The organism is Kitasatospora misakiensis (assembly GCF_042656005.1).
GTDB lineage: Bacteria > Actinomycetota > Actinomycetes > Streptomycetales > Streptomycetaceae > Kitasatospora > Kitasatospora misakiensis.
Genome location: NZ_JBHSOF010000008.1, coordinates 46,354 through 65,277 on the forward strand (window position 1 = coordinate 46,354; position 18,924 = coordinate 65,277).

The following is an 18,924-nucleotide window of genomic DNA, read 5'->3' on the forward strand; positions in this document are numbered from 1 at the left end:
TTAAAAAGATGTTCCCGTTCGAGCTAGTGCGGCTTACCGACTCCGAGAACGAGATCAGGATTACCGTACACTCACCGGATGGCGCCTCCTTCTGGGAGGCTGAGATCGCAGTGACGAGCCTATTCGTCAAGGGAAGTACTCTACTCATGCTTTCTCGGGCCAAGCTCGAATCTTGGCAGCAAGCGCTAGATTCACTGAAGCTGGGTCACGACATCATCTGGATGCATACCGATCGTGGTCCAACTGTAAGTATCCAATTGGACGGCGAGCGGGACTGCCCAGAGATTGTTGTGGAGGACGAATCGATCTCCATGGTGACGGTCCGTATCCCCATCGCCTTGGAGGAAGGATGGATCGCCGATCATCAGGCACGCGTGAATCAGTTCATCGAACAGCTCTGACCAATACGTGATGGCGAAGCTCTGCCCGTGATATCGGGCAGAGCTTCGTCGTGTCCACCGCCAGCCCCATCTACACTACTCGTATCGTCGGGATCTTCAGACTCAATAGTCACCAAGATTTTGAAAATCTCTCCATGCCCAGATCTACACGTACTATGTACTTGCCGGGGCTACGCCAGTCTTGGTCCACGACTCAAATTGCGACCCGAGGTTCACTGCCGGCTCCGATGGAACTGTAATTGATAACGCTGATGCGGGCACGGCGCATCCGTGGGGTACATGGAATGCGAAAACGGTTCTTCCGGGCGGTGAAGCTGTGGGCCAGGCTCGAATTTAGGGCAATGGCAGGGTCTCTGCTGATCGAAATGCTGGATTGTCGGATATTCAGCTGCCTGGACTCGCTTCGAAGCAAAATTCGAGCTCGCCTGCCAGGAGAAATCAGTTTCCGCAGCACATCAACAAGACGCCACAATACTGCGGAATGCAGCGGGAAAAGGGGCGCTTCGATATCGCAGAGTCGCGCAATCCGTCGTGTCAAACGGAGTCTGATCAGTTACCCTAAGCGGCTCAACGATACGCTGACGCATTGGCGACAGTCCCCACGAGCGAATCCGGTGGGGTCTGTCGCCATGCCCGCCGGAAGTAGTCGACGGCAACGTCATCGCACGGGGGTGTGCCCGGTTTCAGGCATGGTCAGACAGGAGTATGCGAATGATGCGCGAAGTTGCACGGGCGAAGATTGAAGCGGCTATTCGGGAATCCAACTGCGAGGCAGTGACGAAGGTTCCTCGCGAGGCCGTTGACGCGATGATCGATAGCCTTGATCATATCATTTCCGTCGGAATGGGGCCAGCTACCAAACTCATGCCCACATATCGTCACCGACATGAGTCAATCAAGGAGTTTCGCGAGGGGAATTTCGGATGGCGCGGGTTCTTCAATGCGCTAGGTGAGACCAAAGAGCTGGTTGGGCTATTATCCGTGCAAGGTGGCGGATGGAGAATGATCATTCTTTTGAATGAATCTTCCGATTCTGTGCTTGCTTCGCTACTGAACTTTAATGCGTGATGTCGGTTAGCCGTCCACGAGCAGGCCGGTGCCGGTGAGGCAGCGGTCGGCGAGGTCGGGGTGGTGCTGGATCTGTTTGAGCCGGTGCTTCACGGCTCGGGTGATCTGGCTGAGGTCGGCGGCGGCGAGGTTGCCGATGTCGCGTTTGACCAGCGACCAGAGGCCCTCCTGCGGGTTGAGGTCCGGCGCGTAGGTGGGCAGCTGGAAGACGGTGAGCCAGTCGGCGTTCGCGGTGATGAACTCCCGTAGCGGCTTGGCCAGGTGGAGGCGGACGTTGTCCCAGACCAGCACGATCGGGCCGCCGAGCTGGATCCGGGCGCGGACGATCAGGTCCCGGAAATCGCGCCGGCCGAAGCCTTTCGGCTCGTCCTTACGGCCCCGGTACTCGCGGATGCGGTAGATCAGCCGGGACCGTTCGCCGGGCCTGTAGCAGGTCATGCCCGCCATCGACACCCGGCCGGAGCCCCTGCCGCGTACCCTGACGACGGGGGTCCGACCGATCCGGCCCCAGGTCCTGGCACGCGGCGGCGTCATCGACTGCCCGGCTTCGTCCTCGAAGACGATCCGGGCCCCGAGGGCCGCCGCGGCGCTCTTACCCGCGGCCAGGTCTCCTTCTTCCACACCTCGACCGCCGCGTCGTCGCGCTCGACAGCCCGGCGGGCCGGCTGCTGCCACGACCAGCCGTGCCGCGTGAGCAGCTGCCACGTGCCCTCGACCGTGTAGGAGACGTGGAACAGCCGGCCGATCAGCGTCTTGATCCGGGCGAGCGTCCACCGCTGGTCCGCCCAGCCGTGGGCGAGCGGTCCGTGCTCCAACTCCCTTTCCAGCCTGGCGATCTGGGCTGGACCGAGCCTTGGCCGGCCCGGTGATCCCTTCGACTGGACGCCAACCTCTCCACGCTCGCGCCAAGCCCGGCGCCAGCGCTCCACCGACCGCTCGCTCACACGCAGTGCGACAGCGATCTCCCGGCTCCTCTCCGCCCTCGAAGCGTTCCACGGCCTGCAGCCGGATCCGCTCCCGCGCGGCCCCTCCCGGCATCGGTCAGCCCGCCGCCCTGCGCATACCTCACGAATCCAGAGCTACCGGATCCCACCCACCACTGTCAGGCGAATGGCTCCGACATCACTCAATCAAGTTCAGTAGCCGGAGCAAGAGAATCTGTCGAGGTCTCACTACCCGTAGGACCTTCAGGGCGCAGCCGCTTCACCAACCCCAGAACACGCATGCAGTTCTCCCAGGAATCGCTCCAGGGAGGACTGCATGGCGTCTCGGCGTCACAGCGGTCCCGCCGAGGAAGCTCGACGAGGCGCTGCGGATGATCACGCGGGAGCCTCCACGGTTCACATGGAAGTCTCCGGAAGCCCCTCGGAGGACGGGGAAGGTTCCAGGTGGTTCACCCCAGGGCGTGGGGGAGGGTGGTGCGGGTCCAGTGTTCGGGTTCGGAGAGGTGGGGGGTGTGGCCGGCGTGGGGGTAGACGTGGCGTTCGGGTTTGGGGAGGGAGAGGTCGATGAGGTCGAGGATTTCGCCGTACATGGGGGCGCTGTCGTCGCTCTGGGTGAGGAGGACGCGTTCGGTGAAGCGGCTGAGGGCGGGGAGGTCGAGGTCGAGGGCGTCGGGGTCGCGGAGTTCGTCGAGGTAGGTCGGCGCGTTGCGGATGTAGGTGTGGCGGATGGGCGCCGGCAGTTGTTCCCAGGCGCCCGGGCCGAAGGCGATGGTGTCGACGTACAGTTCGGCCGCGGCCGCTGATTCGGCCTGTTCGAGGAGTTCGCGGACCGCGGAGATGCGTTCGGCGAAGGCGACGCCGAGGGGGCGGAGTTCCGGGTCGGCGAGGAGGGTGCCGGTCGCGGGCGGTTCGTGGGCGGTGACGCCGCGCAGCAGGTCCGGGCGGGCGGCGGCGAGGCGGAGGGCGACCAGCCCTCCGTAGGCGTCGCCGCAGACGTAGGCGGGCGCGAGGCCGAGTCCGACGATCAGGCCGGCGAGGTCGGCGGCGTCCTCGTAGACGGAACCCTGGGTGAGCAGATCCTCACTGCGGCTGTGTCCGCGCCGGTCGTACGCGACGACGGTCGCCTCCTCGGCGAGCCCCGGCAGGACCCGCGCCCAGCTGTCGGCGTCCGTCCAGGACCCGTGCACCAGCACCAGTCCCGGCCCGGCGCCCCGGGTCTCGTAGTACAGCGACACCCCGTTCACCCTGATCTCGGCCATCGCGAGCCTCCCGACCTCGGTCGTGCACCCTCCAGCCTGACACAGAAGGGGAGGGGAGGAGGGTGGAGAGGGAGGAAGGGCAGGAGGAGAGGGTCAGATCAGGGGGGCGAAGAGGCCGCGGGTCCAGTGACCGAGCCAGGAGGCGGTCACGGAGGGCAGTGATTGGCCGGCCGTGGATTCGTCGTACGGGAGGACGGCGGTCGGCGCGAGCCAGCCCTCGCCCGGGTCGACGCGGATCCGGAGGACGGGGACGGGGCAGCGGAGAGTGACGTACATCCGCAGGTCGGCCGTGACCGGCGTCCGGGTCGCGTAGTTGTCGTGGACGGTGCGGCAGATGGATTTGATGTCGGTGTCGGTTCGACGAGCCCGCTGTCCCGGGTGAAGACGCTCGGCGCGAACCGTTCCGGGGAGCCGTCCGGGAGCGGTGCCCAGCCCCCGTCCGGGACGACGACGCTGGTCTCGCACCCCGGCTGGAGGGTGCGGCGGCGGACGCCCCCGATCTCGCAGCGCGCTTGCAAGCGGGCGGGGTCCTGGAAGGCGATGGCGGCGGGATGCATGGGGGAGGTCCTTGGGGGTTCAACTGGCCAGTGGCGGGGGCGGCGTGGCGGACGGGTCGAGCAACATCCGGACCCAGACCCGCTTTCCGGCGCCCTTGCGGGTGACGACGCCGAAGTCGAAGGCGAGTTGGCGGACGAGGTCGATGCCGCGGCCGCATTCGCTGAAGCGGCGCGGGTGGCGGTCGTGGAGCGGGAGGTCGTGGCGGGGGTCCCAGACCTCGAACCGGCAGTCGCCGTCGAACTCCTGGAGGTAGAGGCGGACTTCGCCACTCCCCCGGCAGGCGTGGACGACGGCGTTGGTGACCAGCTCGGAGGCGATGAGGACGAGGTCGTCGACCCGTTCGCCTGACCACCCCCAGGAGGTCAGGAGGTCACGGAGCTGGCGACGGGCGGTCCGCACCGAGGTGCAGTGATCGGTGAGGGAGGCCTCCCAGGTACGGAAGGCGGGCGTGCCCAGAGTGGACATGGCGGGGCCCCTTCAGGAGCGTGTCCGTTCGGTCACGTTGAGTGTGAGCCATCCCAAATCGAAACTGCAACAGCATTGCTCGAAGAAATTAATTGATCTTGACTCGGACTTGAGTCCGCGCCTGCGATCTGGTGAGACTGGACCCCCATACTCGAAGGGAGGAGCGCTACTTGAGCAAGCAATTGGCGGCGATCAGGCAGATCCGCCTTGGCGACGAGCTGCGCGCCTGGCGGTTGGAGAACAACAGGACGCTCGTCGACATGACAGCCGGGCTGAAGGGATGGAGCCCTGGTCGACTGAGCAGAATCGAGCGGGCTCAACAGCAGATCAGCCGCGCCGACCTCGTCAAGCTTCTCGACCACGCCGGTGTCACGGGCCAGGACCGCGAGGATCTGGAGAACCTCCTCGGCGACGGCCCGCCCAGGCAGTGGTGGCGCGACCTGGACTACGCCGAGACGATCACGCCGGCGTTCGCCGAGTACCTGGCACTGGAAGCCGACGCGTCACACATACTGAACTACTTCCCGTCCGCGTTTCCCGGCCTCCTTCAGACCGAGGACTACGCCCGCGAGATGATCGCAGCGGGCGTCGATGCGCCCAACGACGAGCTTGTCGAGGCCGGGGCGGAGGTCCGGATACTCCGGCAACGCAGGCTGACCGAGCACCCGAAGCTCGACTTCAAGGCCCTCTTCGGAGAGGTCGCGCTGCTCGTCGCAGGCGACCAGGCGGTGCTGGCCGGACAGATCAGGCACGCGATCAAGGTCGCCCGCTACCCGAACGTGGCGTTGCGCATGGTTCCGCTCAGCGCCGGTCGGCCCGGCATCCTGGCCTCAGGAATCACGCTCATGCACTTCCCTGACGACCATTCCGATGGGTTCGTCTTCGTCGAAGCCATCGGCGGTATGCTCCCCAGGAGAACGGGACGCGACGTCAAGCGAGCCGAGAGGACCTTCGTGCGCGTCGAGCAGTTCGCGTTGTCGCCGGAAGACACCATCGCCGCCCTCGAACGCAAGCTGGAAGAGCTGACGTGAACCAGAAGCACGACCCCTACGACCACAGCCCCGCCGACGCGACCTGGGTGAAGTCCCCGTTCTCCGCCGAGGGCAACGGCGACTGTGTGATCGTCGCCCGCTTCTCCAACGGGGACGTCTGGCTCGGCGACGACAAGCACCCCGACCGGCCCCACCTCGCCTTCGACCAGGCCGAATGGGCCGCCTTCGTCAAGGCCATCGAGGCTCAGGCTCCCAACTTCACAGTCTGACGAATCGACACACAACGGAGTGGGAAGGGTGACACCATCATCGCCCCTTGAACGCAAGTTGGAGGAGCTGACGTGAGCCCCAAGCACGACCCCTACGACCACAACCCCGCCGACGCGACCTGGGTGAAGTCCCCGTTCTCCGGCGACGGCAACGGCGACTGTGTGATCGTCGCCCGCTTCTCCAACGGGGACGTCTGGCTCGGCGACGACAAGAACCCCGACCGGCCCCACCTCGCCTTCGACCAGGCCGAGTGGACCGCCTTCGTCAAGGCCATCGAGACGCAGGCTCCCAACTTCACGGCCTGACGAGTCGACACACGACGGAGTGGGAAGTCGGATCCGCCGACTTCCCGCTCCGTCGTGTCATACGTGCGTCAGGCGCAGCTGCTGAGTCGGCCACGGGGGCGGCCCGGCCGGGGTGCCGAACCAGACGCGGACGTCCTCGCCCTCCCGGACCGGCAGGGCCGGGAAGTCGTTCGCCGCGTGCTCGGTGCGGTGAAGGGCGTGGCACGGGTCCAGGTGACGGGCGGCGTACTGCTCGAACGTCGCCGCGTCCGGCGGGTGGCAGATGGTGACGGTGGCGAGCACCGCCCCTCGCGCCGTGAAGCCCGGGCCCCGGAGCAGCAGCACGTTGTCACTGTCGACCATCGTCGCGTTCGCCGCCTCGCGGTGTCGCCGCCACACCGGGCCGCCGTAGAACGCCTCCAGGGAGCGCCGGCGGCTCGCCATGTCCGGGAAGGCCCGGAGCCACACGAAGCGGTCCGGGTCGTCCAGGTCGCGGAAGCGGCCGCCCACCGCGATCCCGGCCGCCTCCTGCCCGGTCACGAACTCGCGCTCGAACAGCTCGATCAGGGTGTCCCGCGCGCCCGGGTGCAGGGTGTACTGCCGGAGTTCGACGATCGACGACATGCTCTCGTTCATGCGCCGTAGGCTAGGGGCACTCCACTGACATCCACTGTCAGTGGAGTCCCGGATACTCGACGCCATGCGCGCGAGCCGACTCGTCACCCTGCTCCTCCTGCTCCAGAACCGGGGCCGGATGACCGCCCAGCAGCTCGCCGACGAGTTGGAGGTCTCCGTCCGCACCGTCTACCGGGACGTCGAGGCACTCGCCGCCGCCGGGATCCCGCTGTACGGCGAGGCCGGGCACGCGGGCGGCTACCGGCTGGTCGACGGCTACCGGACCAGGCTGACCGGGCTCACCGGGGACGAGGCGCAGGCGGCCTTCCTCGCCGCGCTGCCCGAGGCCGCCGCCCAGCTCGGCCTCGGGGAGGCGCTCGCGACCGCCCGGCTCAAGCTGGACGCGGCCCTCCCCACGGCGCTCCGCGAGCACGCCGGGCGGATCCAGCAGCGCTTCCTGCTCGACGCGCCCGGCTGGTACGGCGATGCCGACCGCGCGCCGCACCCCCACCTCGCGGCCGTCGCCACCGCCGTGTGGGAGCGGCGGGCGGTGGTCCTGCACTACCGGCGGTGGCGGGCGCCGGAGGAGATCGAACGGCGGGTCGAACCGTACGGGCTGGTGCTGAAGGCAGGGCGCTGGTACCTGGTCGCGGGCGGGGCGTCCGGCCTGCGGACGTACCGGGTCGATCAGATCCTCGGCCTCCGGCTCCTGGACGAGCGGGCGGACGCGCCCGCCGGCTTCGACCTGGCCGCCCACTGGCGCGCCCACGTCGCCGACTTCCACTCCCGGCTGCACACCGGCGAGGCACTCGTCCGGGTGACGGCGGAGGGTGCACGGCGCCTCGGCCTCACACCTTCGGGTGAAATCACGGAAGCCCGGGTGCCGATCGAGTCGGTCGACCACGCGCACGGGGAGTTCCTCCGCCTGGGCGCCGAGATCGAGGTGCTGGCCCCGGCGGAGCTCCGCGACCGCATCGCCGCTACCGTCCGCGCCCTGGCCGCGCGCTACGGCGCGCCTCCCGCCACCTGACGGACGAGGGCGCCCGACGCCCGACGCCCCCTAGGAAGTCGGACCCGCCGACTTCCCACTCCGGTCGCACCGTCGGCCGTGACGCGGGTAGCGGCGGGTCGTTGCGCCGGGCGTGAAGACGACCCGTGCCCTCGCCCTCCTCGCGACCGCCCTGTTCACCAGCGGCCTCGCGAGTACTGCCAGCACTGCCGCCGTCGCGGCCGGGACCGGCGTGCGGCTCACCGTGGCCCACGGCGCGACCCCCACCGCCGGTACGCCGCACGTCGCCGCCCTCCACTGCCCGCCCGGTGGCGCCACCACCCACCCCGACCCGGTCGCGGCCTGCCGGCTGCTCGACTCCGTCAACGGCGACCTCGCCCGGCTCGACGTCGACCCGGGGGTATGCACCCAGGAGTACGACCCGTACACGGTGACCGCCTCCGGCACCTACCGGGGGCGTCCGCTCTCCTTCCAGCAGACCTACGGCAACCACTGCGTCCTGCTCCGCACCACCGGCGCGTTCTTCGACTTCTGACAGTGCTGTGACCGGCCCCGGCGAAGGCCGCGGGGTCACGAGCTGCACATCGGAACCGGGGGGTCGGCATGGAGATCAGGGAGTTCCTGCGGCAGCGGGACGAACGGGGCGATTGGGAGTGGCGGCGTGCCCAGCGGTCGGGCTGGCCTTCGTCCCGGCCTCGCACGAGTACCGCAACGGCACGACGGTGCACTGCGACTCACCGGTGTTCTTCGACGCCACCGCGCGTTCGCGGCACGCCGACGAGTGCGCCGACATCACGGGCAACCGGGTGCGCGGCGCGGTCGGCGTCGGCCTCCGCTCGCTCCGCCGCAGTGGTCCAGCGGGCGCAACCGGGCGGCACCCGGGTTCCGCCGCTGTTCAGCGGCCCGTGGCTCGGCCGACGGACTCCGACCAGAACCGGTACGTACCGTCGCTGCCCACACCACTTCCGGGAGCGAAGATGCACGAGATCCACGACTCCGGGCACGCCTGCGCGTGCCCGCGGACCGCCGACCTGGACGGGGCCGGTCCGGCCGCGGCCGGGCGGCGCCGGTTCCTGCGCGGGGCGGGCCTGTTGGGCGCCGGGGTCGGGACGGCGGGGCTCGGCCTGCTCGGTTCGGCGCCCGCGTGGGCGGCCGGTTCCGGGCCGTCCGACAAGCCCGGCACAGCGGCGGGTAAGGCAAAGAAGAATAAGGCGAAGGACCAGGGACGCTGGGAGCCGGACCCGGACGCCCGACAGTTCACCGTCGTCGTTATGCCCGACACCCAGTACCTCTTCGACCAGGACCGGATCCACCCGGCGCCGGTGGAGGCGTCGATCCGCTACGTGCTCGACGGCGGGGTCAACCGGGAGGACGGGACGGACGACAACATCGTCTTCCTGGCCCACCTCGGCGACCTCACCGAGAACGGGCTGCCCGGCGAGTTCGCCGCCGTCACCAAGGTGTTCGACCTGCTGGACGACGCCGGCGCGGCCTACGGCGTGCTCGCCGGCAACCACGACGTCCGCTCCTCGACCGACGACGGGCGCGGCAGCACCCCGTACCTGGAGACCTTCGGCAAGGAGCGCGCCGCCCGCACCTCCGGCTACCACAGCTCCAGCCCGGACGGGTACAACACCTGCCACATCTTCACCGCGGGCGGCCGGCCATGGATGGTGCTCTCGCTGGACTGGCGGCTCTCCGACGCGGGCTTCGCCTGGGCCAACGCGGTGATCGCCGCCAACCCGAAGGTGCCGGTGATCCTGACCACCCACGAGCTGGCGTTCGCCGACGACGGCGGCCGGGCCGAGCTGTCCGACTACGGCAAGCGGCTCTGGGACCGGCTGGTCAGCGGCAACGACCAGATCTTCCTCACCGTCAACGGGCACTACTGGCCGCCCGGCCGGACCGTGCTGCGGAACAAGGCCGGGAACGACGTGCACGTCCACATCACCAACTACCAGGACCGCTACTACGGCGGGGCCGCGATGATCCGGACGTACCGCTTCGACCTCGACCGGAACACGGTCGACGTGTCGACTTTGTCGCCGTGGATCCAGGAGATCGCGGCCGAGGACCGCAACACGCTGGCCGCGCAGGAGGTCGAGCTGACCTCGGACGTGGACCGCTTCTCGCTCGCGATCGACTTCGACCGGCGCTTCGCGGGCTTCGCGCCCGTCCCGCAGCGCCCGGCGCGCCGGGCGGCCGAGCTGCTGGTCCGGGACACCGCGGCGTACTGGCGCTTCGACGGCAGCGGTGGTGGCAGTGGCAGCGACGGCACTCCGGTCTCCCCGCAGCAGGTCGTCAAGGACCTGACGGGGCAGGGCAACGACCTGTTCCGGCAGAGCGCCCCGGGCACCCCCGACGACGCGCTCACCTGGTCCGCCGACCACCACCCGGACCAGCCGGGCCACGGGAGCCTGCTGTTCAAGGGCACCCCCTCGCCGGTGCACGGCAGCTACTTCCAGACCTCGCCCACCGCGCCGCTGAACCGGGAGACCTTCGAGCGCGGGTTCACCGTCGAGGCGTTCTGCAAGCTGCCCGCCGACTGGGACTCCGCGCAGAGCCGCTGGTCCGCCCTGCTCAGCCGGTGGGGGACGGCGGGCGAGGCGGGCAAGAACGGTCCGGGGACGGACACGGACGAGCCGGTCGCGACGCTCAGCGTCTCCGAGGCGCCCGCCCTGCAGTGGTGCGTCTACCCGCTCAACCAGACCGGGCCGTCGACCTGTTGGGGCCACCAGCTGCCGCTGGACCGGTGGTGGCACGTCGCGATCGTCAACGACGGGAAGCTCAGCCGGATGTACGTCGACGGCTGCGAGGTGGCCCGTAATCCCTCGACGCCGGCCGTGGGGCTGACCACGCTGGGGCGCTCGTGGATGCTGGGCGGCTACGAGTACGCGGGGGTGCTGGACAAGGTGTTCCACGGGTACATCGGCGACGTCCGGATCGTGAAGCGGGCCCTGCGGGTCGAGGAGTTCATGACCGGCTCATAAGCACCTGAGCCCCTGACGAACGAACACCGCCGGGCCCTCACGTCGAGGGCCCGGCGGTGTGACTCTCTTGGACTGCGGGACGGGCCCTACCCAGCGTCGCCGCTGTTGCCGTTGTTGCTGCTGCCCACCCGACGCTGGGCCTTCTGGTAGCTGCGCACCAGGCGGCCGGCGCCGACGGTGGCGGAGGCCACGGCCCGGGTCCAGGCCGGGCCACCGCGCTCGGCCCAGACGACGCAGACGCATCCCCCGACGACAAGTGCCAGGATGCCGATCAGCACCGCACCGATCATGCCGTCCACCTCGTTCTTCGTTCTCGTACGGTCTGGTGATCCTGCCAGGTGAGGCCCGGTTCCGCAGGACGGACCCGCAGATCCGGCCCTTTCGGGCACGATCCGCCTCGGCCCGCAGGCTCAGCCCTCCAGACCCTCCGGCCCCGGGGCGGCGGCGCGGATCAGCTGGCGCAGCGCCCCGTAGTACACCTCGTGGTCGGTCACGGCCGGCAGGATCGCGGCGATCCGGCCGGTCAGCACGGGGAACGCGTCCGGGTCGAGCGCGGCGAGCGCGACGCGGGTCGCGGCGCGGGTGGCGGCGGGGTCGCGGTGGTCGACGAAGCTCGCGCTGCCGAGGGTGAGCAGGTACATCCGCCGGTACGCGGTGATCGCCTCCTCGGCGGTCAGCCCGGCCGCGAGGCTGTCGGCGAGCTGGGGTTCGACGAGGCGGGCGAGCAGGTTCCGGCCGAGCCAGGGGCGGCTGCCGCGCAGGGCGACCAGCCCGGGGTGGGCGGTCAGCAGGCGGTACAGCGCGGTGAACCGGGCCTCGGTGGCGACGTCCCAGGCGGTGCCGGGCGCGATCGTCGGCAGCCGTTCGGCGAGGTGGTCGGTGACCAGGTCGAGGAGCCCGGCCAGGTCGGTGCAGCGGCGCTGGAGGGAGGCGACGGAGATGTCCAGCCGGGCGGCGAGGGTCCGGAAGCTCAGGGCGGACGGGCCCTGGCCGTCGACGATGGACAGGGCCGCGACGGCGATGCGTTCGGGAGTGGCGCGGTCGGCGGAAGCGGATTGCCGGGGCATGCGGCACAGCGTACGGTACGCCGTACCGGAAAGCGGATCCCTGGAGGCGGCACCATGCGACACCAGCTCGGCTACGACGACATCAAGGCGGCGGCGGAGCGGATCGCCGGTCACGTCCGGCCGGTGGCGGTCGCGCCCGCCGAGGGCCTCGGGGCCACCGGGAGCAGCGAGGGTGCCGAGCTGTGGCTGGCGCTGGAGTACCTCCAGCACACCGGGTCCTTCAAGGCGCGCGGCGCGCAGAACTTCCTCCAGGCCCACCGGGAGGCGGGCAGCCTGCCGGAGGCGGGCGTCACCATCGCGTCCGGGGGCAACGCCGGGCTGGCGTGCGCGTGGGCGGCGCGCCGACAGGGGGTCCGCGCGACCGTCTTCCTCCCGGCCAACGCGCCGCGGGTGAAGGTCGCCCGGCTGCGCTCCTACGGGGCGGACGTCCGGCTGGTCGGCTCGGAGTACGCGGAGGCGCTGGCGGCCTGCGAGGAGTACGCCGCCACCAGCGGCGCGCTGGCGAGCCATGCGTACGATCATCCGCTGATCGCGGCGGGCGCGGGCACCCTGCTGGAGGAGATCCACGCGCGGGTCCCGGGCCTGGACACGGTGCTGGTCGCGGTCGGCGGCGGCGGACTGTTCGCCGGCGTGGCCACCGCCGCCCGGCAGCACGGGATCCGCGCGGTGGCGGTCGAACCGGAGCACTCCCGGGCGCTGCACACCGCCCTCGCGGCGGGCCGGCCGGTGGACGTCACGGTCGACTCGGTGGCCGGCGACTCGCTCGGCGCCCGCCGGGCCACCGGCCTCGCCGTGGACGCCGCCCGACCGGACGGCGGTGAGGCCGACGCCCGGTCGGTGCTCGTGCCGGACGAGGCGATCGTCCGGGCCCGGCGGGAGCTCTGGGAGGACCGGCGGATCCTGGTCGAACACGGCGCCGCCACCGCCCTCGCCGCCCTGCTCACCTCCCCGGACGGCGGCGACGACCACGGCTACCGCCCCGCCGAGGGCGAGAAGGTCTGCGTCGTCCTGTGCGGCGCCAACACCGACCCGGCCGACCTGGCGGCGGCACCGGAACCGCGCTGAAGTCCACTGAAGTCCACGCCCGCCTACTCCCCCACCCCGCCCGCGAGCCCGTCCCCCAGCGCCGTCCGCCGGTACAGCACCTGCCGACCGTCCCGGGCCCGGGCAACCAGGCCGGTCGCGTGCAGCACCCGCAGGTGCTGGGAGACGGCGCTCGGCGTGACCCGCAGGCGGCGGGCGAGTTCGACGGTGGCCAGCGGCTCGTCGAGCATGGTGAGCAGCCGGGCCTTGGACGCGCCGACCAGCGCGGCGAGCGCGGGCGCGTCCACGGCGGGCGGGCCGGACCAGAGCGTCGCCACGCCCCGGCAGGGGTAGGACAACGAGGGCGCGCCGTCCGGGCTGAGCGGCGGCGCCGGCTTGTGGGCGAACACGGACGGGACGAGCAGCAGGCCCCGCCCGGAGACGGCCACGTGATGCCGGCTGATCATGTCGGAGATCTGCAGGACGCCTCGCTGCCAGCGCAGGAAGGGGTGCATGTCGGCGAAGAGCAGCCGGGCGCCGCCGACGGCGAGCCGGCGGGCCCGGTACGTCATGTCGGCCTCCAGGAGCAGCCGCATCCTCGGCCACTCCGGCCGGAGGGCGATCTCCCAGTACCGGCGCAGGAGTTCGCAGAGGGCGTCGCGCAGCCGGGCGACGGCCGCGTCGTCGGCGCCGGCGAGGGCGGTGCGCAGCGGCTCGGGGGGCGGGTCCGGCAGGTGGGTGTCCAGCAGGTCGCGGCGGACCACCTCGGGGGCGGTGCGGCGGACGGCGGCCAACTCCTCCTCGAAGGCGGGTCCGAAGGTCTCCGGACGGGGGGTGAGGAAGTCCGGCAGGGTCCGCCGCTCGGCGACCAGGGAGAGCAGCAACCGGCCGTCGAAGCTGTCGAGGCCGTCGAAGCCGTCGGGTTCACCGAGCGCCCGGAGCACGGAGCGCCGCCACGGCAGGTGCAGGGCCGACAGGCCGGGCTCCCGCAGGACGCGCAGGCTGACCACGGTCTCGTGCAGCGGCGAGAGCGCGAAGCGGGTGTCCGCGAGATCCTCGACGCCCAGCTCGAAGGTGACGACCATGAAGCCCCACGCTACATCGATTGGCAGCGGCGCGCGGGCGGTCCAACCTCGCGGTATGACTCGCCGCCTGCTCCTGCTGCTCACCCTCACCTGCGCCGTGGGTGTGGGCACCATCTACTTCCCGCAGGCGATCACCCCGCTGATCGCCGCCGGCCTGGACACCTCCGAGAGTTCCGCCGCCCTGGCGGTGACGTTCACTCAGATCGGTTACTCCATCGGCATCTTCCTCATCGTGCCGCTGGGCGACCGCATACCCAACCGCCGCCTGCTGACCACCCTGCTCGGGCTGACCGGCCTCGAACTGCTCGCGGCGGGCTGCGCGCCGACGCTGCCGGTGCTGCTCGCGGCGAGCGTCGCCGTCGGCATCACCACGGTCGCCGCGCAGGTGGTGTCGCCGATGGCGGCCGGGCTGGTGCCCGCCGACCGGCGCGGGGCGGTGATGGGCACCCTGCTGAGCGGGGCGACCGGCGGCATGCTGCTGGCGCGGACGTTCAGCGGCTCGCTCGGCGACTGGCTGGGCTGGCGCGCCCCCTACCTGGCGGCGGGCGTGCTGACGCTGCTGCTCGCGGCCGTCCTGACCCGCGCCCTGCCGGACGTCACCGCCGTCGCCCCGGCCGTCCGGCCGGCGTACGCGTCACTGCTGGTCGAACCGCTCCGACTGCTGCGCGACGAACCGCAGTTGCGCCGCTCCGGCTTCTACCAGGCGATGGTCTTCGGCGGGTTCTGCGCCGTCTGGACGTGCCTGCCGCTGCTGCTGACCGGGCCCGGCTACGGGCTGAGCGCCCACGCGGTCGGGCTGGTCGCGCTGGTCGGGGCGGCGACGATGGTCTGCACGCCGTTCGCCGGGCGCGTGGTGGACCGCCGGGGCGCCGACCCGGTGAACCTGGCGGGCCTGCTCGGCGCCCTCGCCTCGGCGGCGGTCCTCGCGGCCGGCGGCGGGGGCGGCACGGCGGGGCTGGTCGTCCTGGTGGCCGGGATCCTGCTGCTGGACGTCGCGATGCAGTCCGGCATGATCGCCAACAAGACGCGGGTCTACGATCTGCGCGCCGACGCCCGCGGGCGCCTCAACACCGCGTACATGACCTTCGGCTACCTCGGGGGCAGCGTCGGCTCCTGGCTCGGCCTGCGCGCCCACGCCCTGGCCGGCTGGCCGGGCGTCTGCACCCTGCTCGCGCTGCTCACCGGCCTCGGGCTGGCCCGCCACCTCGTCTCGGCGCGCGGCCGGAGGGGCGGGGTGGCGGCGGCCCGCGATTACCTTCCGGAGCTTCCGCGGGAGCGCGAGCGGACTCCGTAGCGGACTCCGTAGGGAGCGGCCCGATCCGGAGCGCGCGCTTCTCCTGTCGGGCGCGCGACCCGACCACTAAAGTCGCGTCCATGACAATCAGCGGACTCGCTTGAGGGCGCCCGCCTGCGTCCTCCCGCACGTCCGCCCATCCCCCGACCGGAGGTCGCCCGTGGCCCGGATCTACGTCCGCAGCGGCATCAACCCCGACGATCCGGGCGCGCCCGTGGTGGCGCTGCTCGTCGATCCGGACGGCCCGCCCGGGGAGCGGGCCGTCGCCAAACTGGGCTGGTACGGGTACGAGGGGGACGGCGCGTCCTACCTGCTCCCCACCGACGGCTGGGCGGAGCACGCCCTCGACGGGGAGCGGCTGACCGTCGCGGTGGCGGCGTACCCGTCCGCGCTGGAGCGGCTCGGCGCGGACCCGGCGGCGTTCCCGGAGCGCTCGCCCGCCGTCCCCAAGGCCGCGCTGGTGCTGCACGCGGAAGCGGCGGTCGACCCGGCGCTGTACGCCCGGGCCGGCGCCGCGACCGCCGTGTTCGCCGCCGGCCCGGGGCTCGCGCTGGACGACGTGCTCGCCGGGGAGGACGCCTGGCCGGTCGTCCTCCCCCCACCGCCGCCCGCCGAGGACTGAGCCCGACGGCCGGGGCCCCGCGGGGTCCCGGCCGTCCGCGCGGCACCCCCGTCAAGGCACCCCCTTCAACGCGCCCGTCAACGCTCCTGTCGACGGCCCGTCAACTCGCTGTATGCGGCGGCGCGATGGCATGACGGCAGGTCGGATCCACCGGGGAGCCGGCCGGAAGGGGGTACCCGAGATGATCAGCCGTCGTACGGCCGCCACCGCGGTCCTGGTCGCCGCGACCGCGGTGTCAGGGACGGTCCTGGGGGCCGGGACCGCGAGCGCGAGCACGACCGACCTGCCGCTGCCGGTCAGCGGCGCCGAGTACCGCGTCTCCAGCAAGGCGGGCGGCGCCCTCCAGTGGGACAGCCGCACCACCGGGTCCAACGTGGTGATCCGCGACTGGAACGAGGCGTCCGCCCAGCAGCTCTGGACGATCAAGGACGAGGGCGCCGGCACCTGGTCGGTCAAGGTGCCGGGCACCAACAACGCGATCGACCGCGACACGGGCCGGAACACCGTCGGCTCCTGGAACTACGTGGGCGCGGACAACCAGCGGTGGAGCCTGCACAACACCACGCTGGGCGACGGCAGGGGCTGGCTGCTGCGCAACGTCTCGGACCCGAGCCTCTGCCTCACCCGCGGCGCCGACCTGAACGCGAAGGTGGCCGCCTGCAACGCCGGCGACCCGGCGCAGAACTGGAACCTCGACCGGAGCACCGGCACCACCCCGCCGACCCCCGGCCGCCCGGTCATCGACCTGGACTACTCGCAGGCCCCGGACCTCGGCCCGTGGCTGGAACGGCAGAAGCAGACCCTCGCGGACTACTACCCGACGATCTCCAACCTGGTCACCAAGGGCGCGTGGACCGCCGCCCCGCGGTTCCGGATCGTCCTCGACCCGCAGATCACCGACCACCCCGCCGAGGCGCGGCCCGGCGCCGTGCCCGAGATCCACGCCGGCGTCAGCTACACCCGCGGCAACCAGAACGACACCGGCTTCCTGCTGCACGAGGCCGCGCACGTGGCGTTCTTCGGCCACCCGGACGACCGCCCGTGGTGGCTGGAGGAGGGGCTGGCGGACTGGGTGCGCTACTACAACTTCCAGCCCGGCACCGTCCACCCGCTCGCCCCGGGCGACCGGTACGACAGCGGCTACAGCGCCACCGCCCGGTTCATCGACCACGTCGCCAAGACCTACCGGCGGCCCGACCTGCCGTACCTGCTGAACACCAGGAACTACGGCTCCGGCCAGATCTGGGTCCAGCTCACCGGGAAGACCGCCGACCAGCTCTGGAACGAGATGCCCAAGTAGGCCGATGCCCGAGTAGGCCAGAACCGCCCCCGGCCCGTCGACGGGCCGGGGGCCTCCTGGTCCTGCCTACGCCCCGCTGTGCCGGAGCATGGACTCCCGCTCCACCACCTTGACCCGCTCCCGCCCCTCCGCCTCGCCCAACGCGCGCTCGTGGGCGTCGAGTTCGTACCAGCCCTGCCAGGTGGTGAACCGCACCCCGCGCTCCCGCAGGTGGCCGACGACCGCCTCCGGGTCGGGCTCGACGGCGCCGGGCAGCCGGCCCTCGGTGTGGTCGGCGAGCAGGCAGGCGACGGTCTCGTTGGCGTCGCCCTTGGTGTGCCCGATGAGGCCGACCGGCCCGCGCTTGATCCAGCCGGTCACGTACACCGCGTCCAGGTGCGAGCCGTCCGCCGCGAGCACCCGGCCGGCCGCGTTCGGCACGGTGCCGGAGACCGGGTCGAACGGCAGCTTGGGCAGCTCGTCGGAGTAGTAGCCGATCGCCCGGTAGACCGACCGGACGTCCCAGTCGGTGAACCGCCCGGTGCCGCGGACGTTGCCGGTGCCGTCGAGCTCGGTGCGCTCGGTGCGCAGGCCGCTCACCTTGCCGTCCTCGCCGAGCACCTCCACCGGGGACTCGAAGAAGTGCAGGTAGAGGCGGTGCGGGCGGTCGCCGACGTCCCGGATGGCCCAGTTCTCGATGGTCGAGGCGACCATGTCGACGTGCTTGGCGGCGCGCCGCTCGGCGATCGAGCCGTCGTCGTAGTCGATGTCCTCGGGGGCGACGATCACCTCGATGTTCGGCGAGTGGTCGAGCTCGCGCAGCTCCATCGGGCTGAACTTGGCCTGGGCGGGGCCGCGGCGGGCGAAGACGTGCACCTCCAGAGCCCGGTTGCGCTTGAGGCCCTCGTACACGTTCGGCGGGATCTCGGTGGGCAGCAGCTCGTCGGCGGTCTTGGCGAGGATGCGGGCCACGTCGAGGGCGACGTTTCCGGCGCCGAGCACGGCGACCTTCTCGGCCTCCAGCGGCCAGGTGCGCGGCACGTCGGGGTGGCCGTCGTACCAGGAGACGAAGTCGGCGGCGCCGTACGAGCCGTCGAGGCCGATGCCGGGGACGTCGAGCGCGCGGTCGGCCATCGCGCCGGTGGAGAAGACCACGGCGTCGTAGAACCGGTGCAGGTCGTCCAGGGCGACGTCGCCGGGGTAGTCGACGTTGCCGAACAGCCGGACCTGCGGCTTGTCCAGCACCTTGTGGAGCGCGGTGACGATGCCCTTGATCCGCGGGTGGTCGGGCGCGACGCCGTACCGGATCAGCCCGAACGGCGCGGGCATCCGCTCGAAGAGGTCGATGGAGACCCCGGGCTGCTGGGCGGCCTCGGACTTCAGCAGGGCGTCGGCGGCGTATATGCCGGCGGGGCCGGCGCCGACGATCGCGACGCGGATCGGGCGGGTCATGTCTGGCGATCCTCCGGGCGTAGACGAACGAAACGGGACGGAGCGGGGCTGAGCAAGGCGGAGCAGAACCGAGCAGGGCGGAGCAACGCCACCAGGATGGAGGGGCGAGGGTGACCCACGTCCACCCAACCCTGCCGGACCTTGCCACTGTAGGCGGTGCCGATCTATGAGGTCATAGAGCGAACCTATGCCCGATCCGGGAACAACCACCCACCTCGCCCACGGGACCCCGGGCAACCGCCCCGGG

The 18,924-nt window shown here is 71.2% G+C and carries 20 protein-coding genes and 1 pseudogene; 12 read left to right on the top strand and 9 right to left on the bottom strand.

Features of this window, described 5'->3' with window-relative positions; genetic code table 11:
* Positions 1 to 8 precede the first annotated feature (8 nt).
* Both ACFP3U_RS09100 and ACFP3U_RS09105 read left to right on the top strand, forming a co-directional pair.
* Complete coding sequence (locus ACFP3U_RS09100) at positions 9 to 401, top strand: DUF5959 family protein (RefSeq protein WP_380224789.1); 393 nt, start codon at positions 9 to 11, stop codon at positions 399 to 401.
* Positions 402 to 1,112: 711 nt separating this feature from the next.
* Positions 1,113 to 1,469, top strand: a complete 357-nt coding sequence (locus ACFP3U_RS09105; protein WP_380224790.1) for a hypothetical protein — start codon at positions 1,113 to 1,115, stop codon at positions 1,467 to 1,469.
* Between the two features lie 6 nt (positions 1,470 to 1,475).
* Here ACFP3U_RS09105 and ACFP3U_RS37130 read toward each other — a convergent pair.
* The 4 genes and pseudogenes from ACFP3U_RS37130 to ACFP3U_RS09130 all read right to left on the bottom strand — a co-directional run bounded on the left by ACFP3U_RS37130 (position 1,476) and on the right by ACFP3U_RS09130 (position 4,695).
* Positions 1,476 to 2,538, bottom strand: a pseudogene (locus ACFP3U_RS37130) (IS630 family transposase).
* A 324-nt stretch (positions 2,539 to 2,862) separates the two neighbouring features.
* Positions 2,863 to 3,672 carry an alpha/beta fold hydrolase gene (locus ACFP3U_RS09120; protein ID WP_380224792.1) on the bottom strand — a complete coding sequence of 270 codons (810 nt, stop codon included), beginning with the start codon at positions 3,670 to 3,672 and terminating at the stop codon, positions 2,863 to 2,865.
* Positions 3,673 to 3,765: 93 nt separating this feature from the next.
* The gene (locus ACFP3U_RS09125) at positions 3,766 to 3,948 is read right to left on the bottom strand and encodes a hypothetical protein (protein ID WP_380224793.1); all 183 of its coding nucleotides are present in this window, start codon (positions 3,946 to 3,948) and stop codon (positions 3,766 to 3,768) included.
* A gap of 300 nt (positions 3,949 to 4,248) precedes the next feature.
* A complete protein-coding gene (locus ACFP3U_RS09130; RefSeq protein ID WP_380224794.1) occupies positions 4,249 to 4,695 on the bottom strand; it encodes an ATP-binding protein in 447 nt (148 codons plus the stop codon).
* A 170-nt stretch (positions 4,696 to 4,865) separates the two neighbouring features.
* On the opposite strand from ACFP3U_RS09130, the gene ACFP3U_RS09135 reads away from it, so the two are divergent.
* The 3 genes from ACFP3U_RS09135 to ACFP3U_RS09145 all read left to right on the top strand — a co-directional run bounded on the left by ACFP3U_RS09135 (position 4,866) and on the right by ACFP3U_RS09145 (position 6,262).
* A complete protein-coding gene (locus ACFP3U_RS09135; RefSeq protein ID WP_380224795.1) occupies positions 4,866 to 5,726 on the top strand; it encodes a helix-turn-helix domain-containing protein in 861 nt (286 codons plus the stop codon).
* Positions 5,723 to 5,956 carry a DUF397 domain-containing protein gene (locus ACFP3U_RS09140; protein ID WP_380224796.1) on the top strand — a complete coding sequence of 78 codons (234 nt, stop codon included), beginning with the start codon at positions 5,723 to 5,725 and terminating at the stop codon, positions 5,954 to 5,956. Before ACFP3U_RS09135 ends, ACFP3U_RS09140 begins: the two co-directional genes overlap by 4 nt.
* Positions 5,957 to 6,028: 72 nt before the next feature.
* The gene (locus tag ACFP3U_RS09145; protein WP_380224797.1) at positions 6,029 to 6,262 is read left to right on the top strand and encodes a DUF397 domain-containing protein; all 234 of its coding nucleotides are present in this window, start codon (positions 6,029 to 6,031) and stop codon (positions 6,260 to 6,262) included.
* Between the two features lie 57 nt (positions 6,263 to 6,319).
* Here ACFP3U_RS09145 and ACFP3U_RS09150 read toward each other — a convergent pair whose 3' ends face one another.
* On the bottom strand, positions 6,320 to 6,877 hold the full coding sequence (locus ACFP3U_RS09150) for an NIPSNAP family protein (RefSeq protein ID WP_380224798.1): 558 nt from the start codon (positions 6,875 to 6,877) through the stop codon (positions 6,320 to 6,322).
* Positions 6,878 to 6,941: 64 nt separating this feature from the next.
* Here ACFP3U_RS09150 and ACFP3U_RS09155 point away from each other — a divergent pair, with 64 nt between their 5' ends.
* The 3 genes from ACFP3U_RS09155 to ACFP3U_RS09165 all read left to right on the top strand — a co-directional run bounded on the left by ACFP3U_RS09155 (position 6,942) and on the right by ACFP3U_RS09165 (position 10,855).
* On the top strand, positions 6,942 to 7,886 hold the full coding sequence (locus ACFP3U_RS09155; RefSeq protein ID WP_380224799.1) for a helix-turn-helix transcriptional regulator: 945 nt from the start codon (positions 6,942 to 6,944) through the stop codon (positions 7,884 to 7,886).
* Between the two features lie 112 nt (positions 7,887 to 7,998).
* Complete coding sequence (locus ACFP3U_RS09160) at positions 7,999 to 8,400, top strand: SSI family serine proteinase inhibitor (protein WP_380224800.1); 402 nt, start codon at positions 7,999 to 8,001, stop codon at positions 8,398 to 8,400.
* A 118-nt stretch (positions 8,401 to 8,518) separates the two neighbouring features.
* Positions 8,519 to 10,855, top strand: coding sequence for a LamG-like jellyroll fold domain-containing protein (locus ACFP3U_RS09165; RefSeq protein WP_380224801.1), 2,337 nt, complete (start codon positions 8,519 to 8,521; stop codon positions 10,853 to 10,855).
* An 86-nt stretch (positions 10,856 to 10,941) separates the two neighbouring features.
* Here the strand turns inward: ACFP3U_RS09165 and ACFP3U_RS09170 are convergent, their stop codons facing one another.
* Positions 10,942 to 11,145, bottom strand: a complete 204-nt coding sequence (locus tag ACFP3U_RS09170) for a hypothetical protein (protein ID WP_380224802.1) — start codon at positions 11,143 to 11,145, stop codon at positions 10,942 to 10,944.
* Between the two features lie 120 nt (positions 11,146 to 11,265).
* A complete protein-coding gene (locus ACFP3U_RS09175) occupies positions 11,266 to 11,922 on the bottom strand; it encodes a TetR/AcrR family transcriptional regulator C-terminal domain-containing protein (protein WP_380224803.1) in 657 nt (218 codons plus the stop codon).
* Positions 11,923 to 11,976: 54 nt separating this feature from the next.
* Here ACFP3U_RS09175 and ACFP3U_RS09180 point away from each other — a divergent pair, with 54 nt between their 5' ends.
* On the top strand, positions 11,977 to 12,987 hold the full coding sequence (locus ACFP3U_RS09180) for a threonine/serine dehydratase (protein ID WP_380224804.1): 1,011 nt from the start codon (positions 11,977 to 11,979) through the stop codon (positions 12,985 to 12,987).
* A gap of 23 nt (positions 12,988 to 13,010) precedes the next feature.
* Here the strand turns inward: ACFP3U_RS09180 and ACFP3U_RS09185 are convergent, their stop codons facing one another.
* The gene (locus tag ACFP3U_RS09185) at positions 13,011 to 14,030 is read right to left on the bottom strand and encodes an ArsR/SmtB family transcription factor (protein ID WP_380224805.1); all 1,020 of its coding nucleotides are present in this window, start codon (positions 14,028 to 14,030) and stop codon (positions 13,011 to 13,013) included.
* A 55-nt stretch (positions 14,031 to 14,085) separates the two neighbouring features.
* Here ACFP3U_RS09185 and ACFP3U_RS09190 point away from each other — a divergent pair, with 55 nt between their 5' ends.
* From ACFP3U_RS09190 to ACFP3U_RS09200, 3 genes are all read left to right on the top strand, one after another.
* A complete protein-coding gene (locus ACFP3U_RS09190; protein ID WP_380224806.1) occupies positions 14,086 to 15,324 on the top strand; it encodes an MFS transporter in 1,239 nt (412 codons plus the stop codon).
* 160 nt (positions 15,325 to 15,484) lie between these two features.
* Positions 15,485 to 15,946: a hypothetical protein gene (locus ACFP3U_RS09195; protein ID WP_380224807.1), complete on the top strand. Its 462-nt coding sequence runs from the start codon at positions 15,485 to 15,487 to the stop codon at positions 15,944 to 15,946.
* A gap of 181 nt (positions 15,947 to 16,127) precedes the next feature.
* On the top strand, positions 16,128 to 17,246 hold the full coding sequence (locus ACFP3U_RS09200; protein WP_380224808.1) for a basic secretory protein-like protein: 1,119 nt from the start codon (positions 16,128 to 16,130) through the stop codon (positions 17,244 to 17,246).
* Between the two features lie 66 nt (positions 17,247 to 17,312).
* Here the strand turns inward: ACFP3U_RS09200 and ACFP3U_RS09205 are convergent, their stop codons facing one another.
* Positions 17,313 to 18,677, bottom strand: coding sequence for an FAD-dependent oxidoreductase (locus ACFP3U_RS09205; RefSeq protein ID WP_380224809.1), 1,365 nt, complete (start codon positions 18,675 to 18,677; stop codon positions 17,313 to 17,315).
* Positions 18,678 to 18,924 lie beyond the last annotated feature (247 nt).

What these genes read in the sequence shown, in the direction of transcription:
- ACFP3U_RS09100 (WP_380224789.1), top strand. Translation starts at nt 9, where the DNA reads ATGTTCCCGTTCGAGCTAGTGCGGCTTACCGACTCCGAGAACGAGATC.
- ACFP3U_RS09105 (WP_380224790.1), top strand. Translation starts at nt 1,113, where the DNA reads ATGATGCGCGAAGTTGCACGGGCGAAGATTGAAGCGGCTATTCGGGAA.
- ACFP3U_RS09120 (WP_380224792.1), bottom strand. Translation starts at nt 3,672, where the DNA reads ATGGCCGAGATCAGGGTGAACGGGGTGTCGCTGTACTACGAGACCCGG.
- ACFP3U_RS09125 (WP_380224793.1), bottom strand. Translation starts at nt 3,948, where the DNA reads ATGTACGTCACTCTCCGCTGCCCCGTCCCCGTCCTCCGGATCCGCGTC.
- ACFP3U_RS09130 (WP_380224794.1), bottom strand. Translation starts at nt 4,695, where the DNA reads ATGTCCACTCTGGGCACGCCCGCCTTCCGTACCTGGGAGGCCTCCCTC.
- ACFP3U_RS09150 (WP_380224798.1), bottom strand. Translation starts at nt 6,877, where the DNA reads ATGAACGAGAGCATGTCGTCGATCGTCGAACTCCGGCAGTACACCCTG.
- ACFP3U_RS09155 (WP_380224799.1), top strand. Translation starts at nt 6,942, where the DNA reads ATGCGCGCGAGCCGACTCGTCACCCTGCTCCTCCTGCTCCAGAACCGG.
- ACFP3U_RS09170 (WP_380224802.1), bottom strand. Translation starts at nt 11,145, where the DNA reads ATGATCGGTGCGGTGCTGATCGGCATCCTGGCACTTGTCGTCGGGGGA.
- ACFP3U_RS09175 (WP_380224803.1), bottom strand. Translation starts at nt 11,922, where the DNA reads ATGCCCCGGCAATCCGCTTCCGCCGACCGCGCCACTCCCGAACGCATC.
- ACFP3U_RS09180 (WP_380224804.1), top strand. Translation starts at nt 11,977, where the DNA reads ATGCGACACCAGCTCGGCTACGACGACATCAAGGCGGCGGCGGAGCGG.
- ACFP3U_RS09185 (WP_380224805.1), bottom strand. Translation starts at nt 14,030, where the DNA reads ATGGTCGTCACCTTCGAGCTGGGCGTCGAGGATCTCGCGGACACCCGC.
- ACFP3U_RS09190 (WP_380224806.1), top strand. Translation starts at nt 14,086, where the DNA reads ATGACTCGCCGCCTGCTCCTGCTGCTCACCCTCACCTGCGCCGTGGGT.
- ACFP3U_RS09200 (WP_380224808.1), top strand. Translation starts at nt 16,128, where the DNA reads ATGATCAGCCGTCGTACGGCCGCCACCGCGGTCCTGGTCGCCGCGACC.
- ACFP3U_RS09205 (WP_380224809.1), bottom strand. Translation starts at nt 18,677, where the DNA reads ATGACCCGCCCGATCCGCGTCGCGATCGTCGGCGCCGGCCCCGCCGGC.